This window comes from Halioglobus sp. HI00S01, assembly GCF_001635445.1.
GTDB lineage: Bacteria > Pseudomonadota > Gammaproteobacteria > Pseudomonadales > Halieaceae > Halioglobus > Halioglobus japonicus.
Genome location: NZ_LWEE01000001.1, coordinates 38,516 through 52,974, shown reverse-complemented (window position 1 = coordinate 52,974; position 14,459 = coordinate 38,516). Strand labels below are relative to the sequence as shown.

The window sequence follows — 14,459 nt, the reverse complement described above, 5'->3', positions numbered from 1 at the left end:
GATCTGGAGACCTGTTATGAAAACCGAACGTTTACCCCAAACCTTACAGCGCGAGATGTTCGACTTTGGCGGACCGTTGCTGTGGTTGTGTTTCCGTTGCCTGCCGGTGCTGCTACTGGCGGGTATTTCGCTGTTGTTACTGGTCAGCACAACGGTGCGGGCCGAAAGCACGCTTAATGATGCCGAAACCGGCCAGCTTTACTTGCAGGGCGATGCCCCTGGGTACCAACCCGCCGTGCTGCACGGCAGCAGCATGTCTGTTGATGCCTCCGGGATGATCGCTGTGGTCACGCTAAAGCAGATCTTCAGTAACCCCTCCGATCAATGGCGAGAGGGGGTCTATGCCTTTCCACTGCCCGATGACGCGGCAGTGCGGGCCATGGAGATGCGTATTGGTGAGCGTCGGATTGTCGGCGAGATCCGCGAGCGCAAGGAAGCTCAAAAAGCTTACAAAAAGGCCCGCGAAAGTGGCAAGAAAGCATCGTTGGTGGAGCAACAGCGCCCCAATTTGTTTACTAACCGGGTGGCCAATATCGGCCCTGGCGAAGAGATCGAAGTTACGCTGGAGTATGTGCAGCCGATAGCTTACCGCGACGGTGTGTTTGCGCTGCGTCTGCCCACGACGATCACGGCGCGCTACATCCCCGGTGGGGCGCTGACTGAGCCTGCGCTTGACGATGACACGCCAATGACGGTGTTGCCTGCCCATGGCTGGGCGAGGGCCACATCACAGGTGCCGGATGCGGCAGACATAACGCCTGTGCAGCACCCGCAGCCCGGCGCTGACGGCGCGCCCCACAATCCGGTCGTCATCGATGTGCGTCTGGATCCCGGTGTCCCACTGGCGGGGGTGGAGTCGCTGTACCACGACGTGGCTCTGAGCCGCAGTGGTGGCGTTTACACGATCACGCTGGCCACGGGGCAGGCTGAAATGGATCGTGACTATGTCCTTGAGTGGCGTCCCGCGACCGGCAGTAAACCTGCCGCCGCGCTGTTTACCGAGCAGGTGGACGGCCAGTATTTTGGTTTGCTGATGGTCGTGCCGCCGGCCCTGGAGCGTGTGTCTCCTGCCACGCCCAGGGAGATGATCTTCGTGGTAGATACTTCCGGCTCCATGGGCGGTGTGTCGATTCGTCAGGCCCGCGGGAGCCTGCACGAAGCCCTGCGTATGCTGCGGCCTGAAGACACCTTCAACATTATCGCGTTCAGCAGTGATTACCGCAGTTTGTACCCGCGTGCCGTGCCGGCCAGCCGTCACCACCTGCAGCAGGCGCAGGAGTTTGTGCGCCACCTGGACGCTAATGGCGGTACGGAAATGTTGCCAGCGCTGCGCGCTGCGCTGCAGCCAATCGGGGAGCCGGACGAGTTCACGCCGCATGCCAGTCTGCGGCAGGTAGTGTTTATTACCGACGGGGCAGTGGGGAATGAGGAGGCATTATTTGCAGAGATTCAGCATCTGCTGGGTCCCAGTCGCCTGTTTACGGTGGGGATTGGTGCTGCACCCAATAGCTGGTTTATGCGCAAGGCCGCAGAGTTTGGTCGCGGCACATTTACCTTCGTCGGTGATGTCGGGCAGGTCAGTGAGAAAATGACCGCCTTGTTCCGTGAACTGTCCAGCCCGGTAGCGGTGGATCTTGCGGTCAGTTTACCCGAGGAGGCCGATATGTGGCCCCAGCGGCTACCTGATCTGTATCGCGGCGAGCCGCTGCTGATTGCAGTGAACTTCGGTACACAACTGCCTGCTGATGACGTCACTGTCAGCGGCACTATTGCCGGGCAGGCATGGCAGCGACAACTGGGTTTTGGCGGGGCAGATCCACAACAGATAGCGCAGCATGAGGGTGTCGCCTCCCTGTGGGCCCGGCGCAAAATTGAGGGCTTGCTGGACGACAAGGTACGTGGCGCCGACCCAGACACCATTCGCGCTGCGGTGCTGCCCCTGGCGCTTGCACACCAGTTGCTAAGCCCCTACACCAGCTTTCTGGCCGTGGAGCAGCCTATTTCCCGGCCCGCTGACTCGCCGCTGCGCAGCCATCCGGTACCCAACTCGCGGCCCCAGGGGCAGACGAGCCAGCCTCCCGCGGCCGCGCAAACCTATGCCTACCCGCGCGGGGCGACTACTGGCCCGGCGAAGCTCTGGTTTGGCGCTCTGCTGATGTTTGTGGCGCTACTGGTGCGGGCTGTCCGCGGGGAGGGTGCCGATGCCTGATCTGCTGTGGCGAGCGCTGTGGCCATTGCTGCTGCTCTTGGCCCTACAACAGTTGGGTGGGGCAGGGCTGATCCATGCCAAGGCCTGGGTGGCGCCACTGCTTATGGAGCGCGCCTTCGCCGAAAGTACTGCTCGTGGCGGTGCGGCGGTGCGACCCTGGCCATGGGCAGATACCTGGCCGGTGGCCGAACTGCAGGTGCCCTCAATGCGTATCTCGCGCATGGTGCTCGCCGGTGATAGCGGTAATGTGCTGGCGTTTGGTCCCGGTCATAGCGCGGGTTCTGCGCCGCTGGGTGAGCCCGGGGAGAGTGTGATCGGCGGGCATCGGGACACCCATTTCGGCTTTCTTGAGCAGGTCGCTCCGGGCACGCCTGTCCTGCTGCAACTTGCGGATGGTCGCGGGGTGCACTATCGGGTGGTCGCCACGGAGGTTGTCGATACCCGCCGTCATGCCCTGCAGACAGGTGTCAATGAAACACGCTTGCTGTTGGTCACCTGCTATCCCTTTGATGCGCTCGACAGCAATGGGCCGCTTCGCTATGTCGTTACCGCCGAACCTGTGGCGCGTATGCATTTGTAGTGATATTTGCCCGTGGCTGTGGGTACGGGCGCTGCTATAATGCGCCGTCTTTCTGGTGCCCGAGCACAATGTTATGTCTGCTTACAAGCTGAAGCCGCTGGACTCCGTGTGGATGATGATGGAGACCCCTGATACCCCCATGCACGTGGGCGTATTGGCGATTTTTCGCAAGCCTGCCAAGGCCGGGGTAAATTACACGGCCGATCTGGCCGCGCAATTGCGTGAAGCCAAAGCTGTGGCCCCCTGGAATTGTCGCGTCAGTGGCAGCCTGAATCGACAGCTTGTCGAAGACGATGAATTTGAGCTCGACTACCATTTTCGTCGCTCAGCCCTGCCTGACCCCGGTGGTGAGCGGGAACTGGGACGCATGGTGTCGCGCCTGCATAGCAATCCGCTGGACCGTTCCAGGCCACTGTGGGAATTCCACCTGGTGGAAGGGTTGGAGAACCATCGCTTTGCGTTCTACATCAAGATCCATCACACCCTGGTGGAGGCAGTAAACGGCGTGCCAGCGCTGCTTTCGACCCTGGCGAGCAATGCGCGGGCCCGCAATGTTCAGCCGATCTGGACCACACCGCTATCTGCCTCGGGTGCAGGCGGTGACCTGATCGAAGAGTTTGCCGGCAGCGGCGTGGAAGAGGCGATTGAGTCTGCTGGCGCGCTGGGGCGCGCCGCGGTGGAAATGGCTAGAGGCGCCTTACAGCCAGCCGAGCGCAACAGTTTCCTGTTTCCCCGGGGAACGCCTCGCTCCACCCTGAACCGACGCATTAATGCCCAGCGCCGTTTCGCCACCCAGCAGATTGAGCAAGGCCGTATCGAGGCCCTGGCCGAGGCCACGGACAGCACGGTTAATGAAATGCTCACTTACCTCATGGGGAGTTCGCTGCGCCGTTTTTTCAAAGAGTACAACGCACTGCCGGACGAGTCCCTGGTGGGTATGATGCCGGTCTCCCTGCAGGAGCGCGGCCAGCATTTGGCGGGCAATGCCATCGCCGGCCTGCGAGTCTCCCTCGGGACTCATCTTGGTGATCCGCTGGCGCGCTTGGAGTCAGTGAAAACGTCTATGCAGGAGGTACGTCAGGATCGCGCCTCGCTGCCGGAAGATGCCGTCACCTCGTATGTGATGCTGCGCGCTGCGCCGCTGTATGCGAGTCAGGTGGGCGCTCTCGGCCGATTCATTCCGCCGCTGTACAACCTGGCTGTCTCCAATACGCCGGGCGCTGAAAAGTCGCTGTACTTCAATGGCGCGCGTCTGGAAGCGGTGTACCCCATGGCGCAGCTGATGCAGCACAGTGCCCTCAGCGTTGACTGCGTCAGTTATAACGGTCATTTCAATATCGGCTTTACCGGTGCCCGCGATACCCTGCCGCATTTGCAGCGCATGGCCGTGTATGTGGGTAAGGCCTTGCAGGATCTTGAAGAACTGGTTGCGAGCGGGGAGGTCGCCTGATGAATAAACTGGCCAATACCCTGATTCAAAAGGGCCTGGAACTGAATCACCGCATGGCCTCGTCCACGGCCAATAGCGTCGACTGGCTGTTCAAGCGCGATACCCTGATCAAGTCCGGACGCACCTGGTTTGAACTGGTGCACGATGGCGACCTGATGTCAGTGCGTTACTACGAACTGCCGGATGATGACGAAATCGAACTGGTCGATGGGACCCATCTGCCGATTGAGCGACAGCAGCACGCGCTGCCGCTGGTGTTGATTCCACCGCTGGGCGTGACGACCGAAACCTTTGATCTGATGCCCCAGCGCAGCCTTGTCCGTTACATGGTGGCACGCGGCTTCAAGGTATACCTGGTTGACTGGGGTAAGCCCAGAAAGGAACACGCCCATCTGGGCATGCTTGATTATTGTGACGACATGATGGGTACCGCGCTGGACAAAATCCGGCGCCATTCTGGAAGCCAGGAACTGTCGTTAATGGGTTGGTGCATGGGTGGCCTGTTCTGTCTCATGTACCAGGGGCTTAATCAGGATCCCAATATCCGCAACATGATTACTGTGGCCAGCCCGATTGATCTGGAAAGTGGCAAGGGTGTGGTCGGCATGGTGGCCGGTGCGGCCCAGGCGCTGGATGGCCCTGCCCAACTGGTGAGTAACTACACCAACCTGCGCCTGAATACCCTGGACCCGGCGCGCCTGTCGCTGCCTGACTGGGCCACCACGATTGCCTTCAAGATGACAGACCCCGTGGGCAGCGTAGCCACCTACTGGGATCTCATGACCCGGCTGTCAGATCGAGAGTTTGTTGAATCGCACTCCACCACCTCGGATTACCTCAATCACATGCTGCGGTATCCGGGTGGTGTGGTCAGGGACATGGTGGGCAGCGTCAATGAAAACCAGATTGCCAATGGCAAGGTGTACATCGGCGATACAGTGGCCGATATCGACGAGATCCGCTGCAACCTGCTGGCGTTTGCCGGTGAAACGGATGCGTTGGTGCACCCTGATGTGGCCGGCGCTATTGTCGATGTGGTCGCGTCAGAAGAGCGCGAATTCCGCGTCGCCCCTGGCGGCCACATGGGGGTGATTATTGGCAGCAAGGCCCCCAACGCCGTGTGGAAAGAATCCGCCGACTGGCTGGCGCCGCGTTCTGAAGTCAAGCTGATGAAGAAGAAACGCAAGGCACCAGCGAGCAAAGCCAAAGCAAAGCCGAAGGCAAAAGCCAAGTTGAAGGTGAAACCCAAGCTGCGTAAGTGATTGCCCGGCTAGACAGTCGCCCATGCATCGTGCCGCAATGAGGGGCTCCGCTGTGTGGCCCCGTGACACTGGTAATCCTTCCTCTTTCATTTCTGCATTCATTATTTGATAATGCGCGTCCCCTGGTTGGGGGAGAGGTGGGAATTCAATAGGGTTAACCCAATGTATGGTGTTACCAGAGTTGCCGCCAACAACCAGCCGACCAACTTAAATGTCAAGAAAATCAAATGCTTGGCGATGACATGTGGCCTTTAGTAGGGGTCACCACTGACACAAGGAAAGCTCATGCCTGTTATTACTCTGCCTGATGGCTCCCAGCGCTCGTTCGACGAGCCCGTTTCCGTAATGCAAGTGGCCGAAGATATCGGCCCCGGTCTTGCCAAGGCGACCCTCGGCGGTCGTGTCAATGGCGAGCGCCGCGACACGGTCGATCTGATTACCGAAGACGCTGAACTCAGTCTGTTTACTGCCCGCGACGAAGATGGTCTGGAGATCATCCGCCACAGCTGTGCCCACCTGATCGGCCACGCTGTGAAGCAGCTCTGGCCCGACGCTAAAATGGCGATCGGTCCGACTATCGAAAACGGCTTTTACTACGACATCGACCTCGAACATCGCCTCACCGACGCGGACATCGAGAAGCTCGAGGCGCGTATGCGCGAGCTCGCAGCGACCGAATACGATGTGGTGAAAGAGAAAGTCGACTGGCAGACCGCCTACGACACCTTCAAGGAACGCGGCGAAACCTACAAGATGGAAATCCTCGATGAGGATATTGCCAAGGACGATCACCCCGGCCTGTACCACCACGAAGAGTACGTGGATATGTGCCGTGGCCCGCACGTTCCCAACATGCGCCACTGCCAGCACTTTAAGCTGATGCGCGTATCCGGTGCATACTGGCGCGGCGACCAGAGCAACAAAATGCTGCAGCGTATCTACGGTGTGGCATTCGGCGACAAGAAAGCCCTGAAGAAGCACCTGCAGATGCTGCAGGAAGCGGAAAAGCGGGATCACCGCCGCCTCGGTCGCGAGCTGAACCTGTTCCACTTCCACGAAGATGCGATCGGTGCGGTGTTCTGGCACCCCGACGGCTGGACCCTGTTTCAGACCCTGATCGACTACATGCGCAAGCGCCAGCAGGAAGCGGGCTACGTGGAAGTGAACACGCCTGACATGATGGACCGGGGGCTGTGGGAACTGTCAGGGCACTGGGAAAACTACCAGGAGCACATGTACACCACCGAGACTCCCGACGACAAGACTCTGGCGCTCAAGCCCATGAGCTGTCCGGGCGGTGTGTTGATGTACAAGACCGGCCTGAAGAGTTACCGCGATCTGCCGATTCGCATGGCGGAATTCGGCAAGGTGCACCGCTACGAGCCTTCGGGTTCGCTGCATGGCCTGTTGCGGGTGCGTCACTTCACCCAGGACGACGCTCATATTTTCTGTACCAGTGACCAGATGCAGGCCGAGTGTGCCGACATTATCGAACTGGTGCTGGATATCTACCGCCAGTTTGGCTTTGACGATGTCACCATCAAGCTGTCGACTCGCCCTGAAAACCGCATGGGCGACGACGCCAGCTGGGACCTTGTTGAGGGCGCCCTGGTGGAATCACTCCAAGGGCTCGATCTGCCCTATGACCTGAACCCCGGTGAGGGCGCGTTCTACGGTCCGAAGTTGGAATTCGTCCTGCGCGACGCTATCGGCCGTGACTGGCAGTGTGGCACTTTGCAGGTAGATATGAACCTGCCTGAGCGCTTCCAGCTGGAGTTTGTGGACGATACCGGGACCCGGCAGGTGCCAGTTATGTTGCACCGGGCACTGTTTGGGTCGCTGGAGCGATTTATCGGTATTTTGATCGAACATTACGAGGGAGTTTTCCCCACCTGGCTGGCGCCAACACAGGCCGCGGTCATCAATATCACCGATAAACACGCCGAATATGCCAAATCTGTGGAAGATTCCTTGAAAAACAAGGGCTTCAGGGTCATTTCGGACTTGAGAAATGAGAAAATCGGCTTTAAAATCCGCGAGCTCACGATTCAGAAGGTCCCTTACCTGCTCGTGGTAGGGGATAAAGAAGTCGAATCGAACCAAGTGGCCGTGCGCGCACGTCGCGGTGAGGACCTGGGATCCATGGATCTCGATGCGTTTGAAACGCTCCTTACCGAGGATATTGCGCGACGCGGTCGTATTGCAGTGGATTAATGGAGAATCAGCATTAAGAGAGATAGCAAAGGCGCCGCCAAAAAGGCGCTGACCAACGACCAGATCACGTCGGACCCGGTCCGACTCATTGGTGCCGATGGCGAGCAGGTGGGCATTGTGTCCCTGTCTGAAGCCAAGGCGGCGGCGGAAGCTGCCAGTATGGATCTCGTATTGATTGCTGATTCCGATCCCGCAGTCTGTAAGGTGATGGACTACGGGAAGCACATCTTTGAAGCGAAGAAGCAGAAAGCGGCCCAGAAGAAAAAGGCCAAGCGGACTCAAATCAAGGAAATGAAGTTTCGTCCAGGGACGGAAGAGGGAGATTATCAGGTAAAACTACGCAACCTGACACGTTTCCTAGAAAACGGCGATAAGGCCAAAGTCACCCTGCGTTTTCGCGGGCGTGAAATGGCTCACCAGGAAATTGGCATGGAGCTACTCAAGCGAGTAGAAGCTGATCTGGCCGAGTTGGGTGGTGTCGAGCAATTCCCGAAAATGGAAGGCCGACAGCTCACTATGGTTATTGCCCCCAAGAAGAAGAACTGACGGCTTGTGACGCCCCAGTTTCTTAGTGTTTAACTTGCAAATGCGGAGTATTTGATATGCCCAAAGCAAAAGTTCACAGTGGTGCAGCCAAGCGGTTCAAGAAGACTGCTGGCGGCTACAAGCGCAAAAGCGCACACAAGAGTCACATCCTGACCAAAATGACCACCAAGCGGAAGCGTCAGCTGCGTGGAACCTCCATGATTCACAAGAATGATGAGGTTCTGATCGATCGTATGCTGAAGACCAAGTAACCGGTTATAGGAAAGGAGTAGACTAATGCCTCGAGTAAAACGTGGTGTGGTGGCTCATCGCCGTCACAAGAAAATCCTGAAGCAGGCCAAGGGTTACTATGGTGCCCGCAGCCGTGTCTTCCGCGTTGCCAAGCAAGCCGTTACCAAGGCTGGCCAGTATGCATACCGTGACCGCCGTCAGCGCAAGCGTCAGTTCCGCGCGCTGTGGATCACTCGCATCAACGCCCAGTCTCGCGCCAATGGCTTGAGCTACAGCCGTCTGATCAATGGCCTGAAAAAGGCTGACATTGCCCTGGACCGTCGCGTACTGGCGGACCTGGCTGTGCATGACAAGCCGGCTTTTGCAGCGATCGTGGAGCAAGCGAAGGCCCAACTGGCCTAAGCCCACCCCGCCGCAGTGATGTTGACTGCGGATTCGCTGGCTACACTGTAAAACCAAAAGGGAAAGGGCCTCGCTCTTTCCCTTTTTTATTTTAATTCCGTCATCCCCGCGCAGGCGGGGATCCAGAAAGGATGGGAATATGCCTCGGGCTTCACTGGATTCCCGCCTGCGCGGGGATGACGGCCTGAGATGAAATCGAGACCAAAAAATGGAAAACCTCGAAGCCTTGGCCGCCGAAGCCAAAGCCGCAATCGAAGCAGCCAATGACGGCGCCGCGCTGGAACAACTGCGTGTAGATTACCTGGGTAAGAAAGGCCAGATCACCGGCCTACTGAAAGGCCTGGGCAAACTGTCGGCGGAAGAACGTCCCGCTGCTGGCGCCCAGATCAACGTCGTCAAGCAGGAGCTACAGGACCTGATCGGCGCGCGCAAAACCGCGATGGAAGCTGCGGCGGTCGAAGCGCAATTGGCTGCCGAAACTATCGATGTGACCTTGCCGGGTCGCGGCCAGACCACGGGCGGCATTCACCCGGTAACCCGCACCATGGAGCGCATGGAAGAGTTTTTCGCTGCTATTGGTTTCGAGGTCGTCGAGGGTCCTGAGGTAGAAGACGACTACCACAACTTTGAGGCGCTCAATATTCCCGCTCACCACCCGGCGCGGGCCATGCACGACACCTTCTATGTGGATGAGCACACGGTATTGCGCACGCACACCTCTCCGGTGCAGGTGCGGGTGATGGAGTCCCAGCAGCCGCCACTGAAAATTATCTGTCCGGGCCGCGTTTATCGCTGTGACTCGGACCTGACTCACTCGCCAATGTTTCACCAGGTGGAAGGCCTGCTGATCGATGAGCAGTCCAGCTTCGCCGACCTCAAGGGCATTATCGAGCGCTTCCTGCAGGTGTTCTTCGAAAAAGACCTGCAAGTGCGCTTCCGCCCCTCATTCTTCCCGTTCACTGAACCCTCTGCGGAAGTGGATATTCAGTGTGTGAACTGCGGCGGCGAAGGCTGTCGTGTGTGCAGCCATACTGGCTGGCTGGAAGTGCTGGGCTGCGGCATGGTGCATCCGAAAGTACTGGAGTACTCCAACATCGATCCGGAAAAGTATTCCGGCTTCGCCTTCGGCATGGGCGTGGAACGCCTGGCCATGCTGCGCTATGGCGTGAACGATTTGCGCCTGTTCTTCGACAACGATCTGCGATTCCTCGAGCAGTTCTAAGCCACCGTATTCTGGAGTAAGTGAAAAGTGATTATCAGTGAACAGTGGCTGCGCGAATGGGTCAGCCCTGCCATCAATACCGAAGACCTCGCCCACCAAATTACCATGGCGGGCCTGGAAGTAGACGCGATCGACCCCGTGGCCGGTGACTTTTCCGGCGTAGTCGTCGCGGAAATTATCTCTGCGGAGCAACACCCTGACGCAGACAAGCTGCGTGTGTGTGAAGTGAATGCCGGAGGTGAAACAGTGCAGATCGTGTGTGGTGCACCGAATGCACGCGCCGGCCTGAAAGCGCCCCTGGCTACGGTCGGCGGTGTTTTGCCCGGTAACTTCAAGATCAAAAAAGCCAAGCTGCGTGGTGTGGAATCCTTTGGGATGCTCTGCGCCGAGCAGGAACTGGGCCTGTCGGAAGAGAGCGATGGCCTGATGGAACTCGCCGCGGACGCGCCGGTAGGTACGGACATTCGCGAGTACCTCGGTCTGGACGATCAGGTGATCGAGATTGGCCTGACCCCCAACCGTGCCGACTGCCTTGGCGTGGCGGGCATTGCCCGTGAAGTGGGCCTGCTCAACGATGTGCCGGTCAACGCCCCCGAGATTAATGCCGTAGCGGCCAGTCACCAGGAGAGCTTTCCGGTAGAGCTTGTGGCGCCTGAGCGTTGCGCCCGCTTTTTGAGCAGGGTGATTCGCGGCATCGACGTGAGCAAACCCAGCCCCCTGTGGATGCAGGAGAAACTGCGCCGGGTGGGGCTGCGCTCCATCGATGCGGTGGTGGATGTGACCAACTACGTCATGATGGAACTCGGCCAGCCCATGCACGCCTTCGACTACAGCAAATTGTCGGGCGGCATTCGAGTGCGCCTGGCAGAGCAGGGCGAGGAGCTAGAGCTGCTTGACGGCCAGACTGTTGAGTTGAACGACGATACCCTGGTGATTGCCGACCACGACAAAGCCGTTGCCATGGCGGGAATTATGGGCGGCCAGGCCACAGCCGTGTCAGACGCCACCACCGACCTGTTCCTGGAAGTGGCCTTCTTCACGCCTGAGCTGATGGCGGGTAAGGCTCGTAATTACGGCCTTCACACCGACTCCTCGCACCGCTTTGAGCGCGGGGTTGATTTCAAGTTGCAGGCCACGGCTATGGAGCGTGCCACGCAACTGCTGCTGGATATTGTCGGCGGCGATGCTGGGCCGCTGTGTGAGGCCGTTAGTGAGGAACATCTGCCAACGCGTCCCGATGTCAGCCTGCGCGCTGCCCGAATCAAGAAAGTACTGGGCTTTGAGATGGACAGTGCCGAGGTCGAGCGGATTCTGTCCGGCTTGGGGCTGGGCGTTACCACGACAGCAGATGGCTGGACTTGCACTGTACCCAGCTGGCGTTTCGATATCGCCATTGAAGCCGACCTGCTCGAAGAGCTGGCGCGCGTGTACGGCTACAACCGCCTGCCGGTCAGCCACATCAAGGCCGATCTTATCCTGCCCGAAAAAGCGGAGACTGAGCTCGGTATTCGTGGCCTGCGCCAGCACCTGGCAGCGGCGGGCTACCAGGAAGCGATTACCTACAGCTTTGTCGATCCCAAGTTGCAGCAGCTGTTTGATCCCACACTGGACCCTGTGGCCTTGACCAACCCGATCTCGGCGGATATGGCGGTGATGCGCACTAGTCTGCTGCCTGGTCTGCTGACGGCGTTGACGCGCAATACCAAGCGCCAACAGCCCCGCGTGCGTCTGTTCGAGACTGGCCTGCGCTTCCTGCCCGGGAGCGAGGGCCTGGTACAGGTGCCCACCCTGGCCATAGTGATCACGGGCGATCAACTGGAAGAGGGTTGGGCCGAGAAGGCTCGCCCGGTCGACTTCTTCGACCTCAAAGGGGATATCGAAGGCCTGCTGGCACTGACCCGCGCCGCCGACACCTTCGCGTTTGCTCCCGGCCAGCGCGATGCGCTGCACCCCGGCCAGACAGCGTCCATCAGCCGCGGCGGTGAAGCCATTGGCTTCCTCGGTGCCCTGCACCCATCCGTGGCCAAAGAGCTGGGGGTGAGCGGCAGCGTCTACGTAGCCGAAATCACCCTGTCGGCGGTGCTTGAGTCGAAGCTCCCGGCCTTTACCGAGCTGTCCAAATTCCCCGAGGTTCGCCGCGATCTGGCGGTGCTGGTGGACAAGGAAGTGCCAGCCGGTGACATCCTGGCAAATGTTCGAGCGTCAGCGGGCACTTACCTCACAGACTTAACCCTCTTTGATGTGTATGAGGGCAAAGGCATTGATCCTAAACGAAAAAGTCTTGCTTTAGGTTTGACATTCCGGGATTCTTCGCGCACTCTTAGTGACCAAGACGTGAATCTAGCGGTAGAGCAAGTGGTTGATTCGCTGGAAAAAAACTATAAGGCCGAGCTTAGGAACTAGGTAAGGGAACGTGACTGCGCTGACAAAATCTGAAATGGCGGAACGCCTGTTTGAGGAGCTTGGGCTCAACAAACGGGAAGCCAAAGAGATTGTTGAGCTCTTCTTCGAGGAAATCCGCGCGTGCCTCGAAAACAACGAACAGGTGAAGTTGTCGGGTTTCGGCAACTTCGACCTGCGCGACAAGAGCCAGCGTCCCGGACGCAACCCCAAAACCGGCGAGGAGATCCCCATCTCTGCTCGCCGCGTTGTTACCTTCCGCCCTGGGCAAAAGCTGAAAGCCCGAGTAGAAGAGTATGCTGGAACCGAGCAACAACCATGAATTGCCCGCGATCCCGGGGAAGCGTTACTTCACCATTGGCGAAGTAAGCGAACTCTGCGCAGTTAAACCCCATGTGCTGCGTTACTGGGAGCAGGAATTCCCTCAACTGAAACCCGTCAAGCGTCGCGGCAACCGCCGCTACTATCAGCGCGACGACGTCCTCACCATCCGCCAGATTCGCAGCCTGTTGTACGATCAGGGCTACACCATTGGCGGTGCTCGTCAGCGCATGACCGACGAAGATGACGGTGCCGCCGGCCCCGAAATCCAGGCTGTGATTCGCGAGACGATCGAAGAGTTGGAAGAACTGCTCAAAACCCTGTCACTGGGCAAATAAGTATTTGTAAGCAGGGTGGTTTTGAGTATAATGCCGGCCTCGCAAACAATGCGATTCTCGGGGCGTAGCGCAGTCTGGTAGCGCACCACACTGGGGGTGTGGTGGTCGTAGGTTCAAATCCTGCCGTCCCGACCAACTCATAAAAAAAGGCCACCCTTTTGGGTGGCCTTTTTTTATGAGCCGGCGGCCCGGCGGATTTGTTCTTTAGCGATCGCCAAAAGCGATCGCGTACCCAGGTTCACAAATTCTCCCCACTGGAGAATTTGCAACGAGGCGCAAAGCGCCGAAGCCCGCAGGGGCAGAACAGCCCCAAGGCTGTTCTGATTCAATCCTGCCCCTACACCCATAGCCGAAACGCACCCTTTTAGGTGGCCTTTTTTTATGAGCCGGCGGCCCGGCGGATTCATTCTTAAGCGAGCCCTCCTGGCGAGCCTAACCAGACTCACAAACTATCCTCCACGCAGTCCATACGCCCGCAAAAATTCAACCCCCTGTCAAACACCACCCCATCCATGGCACATTAAGCCTCCACACCCTTGGCCTTAAACTGACATCACCCGTGCAAGCACTCCAAAACTTCCAGTTCACTCTGCGCAATCGCCTGCAAATCGTCGAAAATCTCGACCTGTTCAAAAGCGATGAAGTAGGGCACACGCAAGCCAAGCGTGCCGCAGTCGCTGTCACCATTATTCGCAACCACGCGGAGTCTGTCGTCGTTATTACCCGGCGCTCCAGCGCCCTGCGCGCACACGGCGGGCAGTGGGCATTGCCCGGCGGCAAAATCGACCAGGGGGAATCCGTGGTCGAAGCGGCGTTGCGTGAGTTGTACGAGGAGGTCAACGTGTCCCTGGATGAGTCATCGGTGCTTGGCACGCTGGATGACTACACGACCCGATCCGGATATCTGATTACCCCGGTGGTTATCTGGGCCGATATCGATTGGGATGCAATGTCACCTAATCCTGATGAGGTCGAAAGTATCCATCCGTTTACTTTTTCGGAGCTAGCCCGGCCCGAGTCACCTTATCTCGAAACCATCCCGGAAAGCACCGCGCAAGTGCTGTCAATGCATTATGAGCGTGATCGGATCTATGCTCCGACGGGAGCTATTCTGTATCAGTTCCGTGAGGTGGGAATTCTGGGGCGACCGACCCGGGTTGCTCACTTCGAACAGCCGGTGTTTGCCTGGCGCTAGCAGCCTGATTTATGCTTGCAACTAATCCCATAGCTCATGATCCGTCGTAACGGGCGCTATCACGATTGACCAAAAGGAAGCCCTTGGTC

13 protein-coding genes and 1 tRNA gene are annotated in these 14,459 nt (G+C 58.5%); all 14 read left to right on the top strand.

Translation table 11 applies throughout. The annotated features are described in order from the left end of the window. The first annotated feature begins 16 nt into the window (after nt 1-16). The 14 genes from A3709_RS00260 (at nt 17) to A3709_RS00195 (ending at nt 14,370) form a co-directional block, all read left to right on the top strand. Nucleotides 17-2,209 carry a marine proteobacterial sortase target protein gene (locus A3709_RS00260; protein ID WP_066048283.1) on the top strand — a complete coding sequence of 731 codons (2,193 nt, stop codon included), beginning with the start codon at nt 17-19 and terminating at the stop codon, nt 2,207-2,209. Then, nucleotides 2,202-2,789, top strand: a complete 588-nt coding sequence (locus A3709_RS00255) for a class GN sortase (protein WP_156507505.1) — start codon at nt 2,202-2,204, stop codon at nt 2,787-2,789. The genes A3709_RS00260 and A3709_RS00255 overlap by 8 nt, the downstream gene beginning before the upstream one ends. Before the next feature lie 73 nt (nt 2,790-2,862). Continuing rightward, the gene (locus A3709_RS00250; protein WP_066048280.1) at nt 2,863-4,239 is read left to right on the top strand and encodes a wax ester/triacylglycerol synthase family O-acyltransferase; all 1,377 of its coding nucleotides are present in this window, start codon (nt 2,863-2,865) and stop codon (nt 4,237-4,239) included. After that, nucleotides 4,239-5,501: an alpha/beta fold hydrolase gene (locus tag A3709_RS00245; protein ID WP_066048277.1), complete on the top strand. Its 1,263-nt coding sequence runs from the start codon at nt 4,239-4,241 to the stop codon at nt 5,499-5,501. Before A3709_RS00250 ends, A3709_RS00245 begins: the two co-directional genes overlap by 1 nt. A 285-nt stretch (nt 5,502-5,786) precedes the next feature. Continuing rightward, complete coding sequence (thrS, locus tag A3709_RS00240) at nt 5,787-7,715, top strand: threonine--tRNA ligase (protein WP_066048274.1); 1,929 nt, start codon at nt 5,787-5,789, stop codon at nt 7,713-7,715. Nucleotides 7,716-7,727: 12 nt separating this feature from the next. Continuing rightward, nucleotides 7,728-8,261 (top strand): translation initiation factor IF-3, encoded by a 534-nt coding sequence (gene infC / locus A3709_RS00235; protein ID WP_231871069.1) that lies wholly within the window; start codon nt 7,728-7,730, stop codon nt 8,259-8,261. 56 nt (nt 8,262-8,317) lie between these two features. After that, nucleotides 8,318-8,512, top strand: a complete 195-nt coding sequence (gene rpmI, locus A3709_RS00230; protein ID WP_066048269.1) for a 50S ribosomal protein L35 — start codon at nt 8,318-8,320, stop codon at nt 8,510-8,512. A 25-nt stretch (nt 8,513-8,537) separates the two neighbouring features. Beyond that, complete coding sequence (gene rplT, locus A3709_RS00225; RefSeq protein ID WP_066048266.1) at nt 8,538-8,894, top strand: 50S ribosomal protein L20; 357 nt, start codon at nt 8,538-8,540, stop codon at nt 8,892-8,894. Nucleotides 8,895-9,102: 208 nt separating this feature from the next. Next, on the top strand, nt 9,103-10,116 hold the full coding sequence (gene pheS, locus A3709_RS00220) for a phenylalanine--tRNA ligase subunit alpha (RefSeq protein ID WP_066048263.1): 1,014 nt from the start codon (nt 9,103-9,105) through the stop codon (nt 10,114-10,116). A 27-nt stretch (nt 10,117-10,143) separates the two neighbouring features. Then, a complete protein-coding gene (gene pheT / locus A3709_RS00215) occupies nt 10,144-12,519 on the top strand; it encodes a phenylalanine--tRNA ligase subunit beta (protein WP_066048259.1) in 2,376 nt (791 codons plus the stop codon). A gap of 10 nt (nt 12,520-12,529) precedes the next feature. After that, nucleotides 12,530-12,838, top strand: a complete 309-nt coding sequence (gene ihfA / locus A3709_RS00210) for an integration host factor subunit alpha (protein ID WP_007228977.1) — start codon at nt 12,530-12,532, stop codon at nt 12,836-12,838. After that, nucleotides 12,813-13,175 (top strand): MerR family transcriptional regulator, encoded by a 363-nt coding sequence (locus A3709_RS00205; protein ID WP_066048258.1) that lies wholly within the window; start codon nt 12,813-12,815, stop codon nt 13,173-13,175. The genes ihfA and A3709_RS00205 overlap by 26 nt, the downstream gene beginning before the upstream one ends. 58 nt (nt 13,176-13,233) lie before the next feature. Beyond that, nucleotides 13,234-13,310, top strand: a tRNA-Pro gene (locus A3709_RS00200). Nucleotides 13,311-13,734: 424 nt separating this feature from the next. Further along, nucleotides 13,735-14,370, top strand: coding sequence for a CoA pyrophosphatase (locus A3709_RS00195; RefSeq protein ID WP_066048255.1), 636 nt, complete (start codon nt 13,735-13,737; stop codon nt 14,368-14,370). The last annotated feature ends 89 nt before the right edge of the window (nt 14,371-14,459 follow it).

Coding starts and splice junctions, on each gene's coding strand:
- A3709_RS00260 (WP_066048283.1), top strand. CDS start 17: ATGAAAACCGAACGTTTACCCCAAACCTTACAGCGCGAGATGTTCGAC.
- A3709_RS00255 (WP_156507505.1), top strand. CDS start 2,202: ATGCCTGATCTGCTGTGGCGAGCGCTGTGGCCATTGCTGCTGCTCTTG.
- A3709_RS00250 (WP_066048280.1), top strand. CDS start 2,863: ATGTCTGCTTACAAGCTGAAGCCGCTGGACTCCGTGTGGATGATGATG.
- A3709_RS00245 (WP_066048277.1), top strand. CDS start 4,239: ATGAATAAACTGGCCAATACCCTGATTCAAAAGGGCCTGGAACTGAAT.
- thrS (WP_066048274.1), top strand. CDS start 5,787: ATGCCTGTTATTACTCTGCCTGATGGCTCCCAGCGCTCGTTCGACGAG.
- rpmI (WP_066048269.1), top strand. CDS start 8,318: ATGCCCAAAGCAAAAGTTCACAGTGGTGCAGCCAAGCGGTTCAAGAAG.
- rplT (WP_066048266.1), top strand. CDS start 8,538: ATGCCTCGAGTAAAACGTGGTGTGGTGGCTCATCGCCGTCACAAGAAA.
- pheS (WP_066048263.1), top strand. CDS start 9,103: ATGGAAAACCTCGAAGCCTTGGCCGCCGAAGCCAAAGCCGCAATCGAA.
- A3709_RS00205 (WP_066048258.1), top strand. CDS start 12,813: ATGCTGGAACCGAGCAACAACCATGAATTGCCCGCGATCCCGGGGAAG.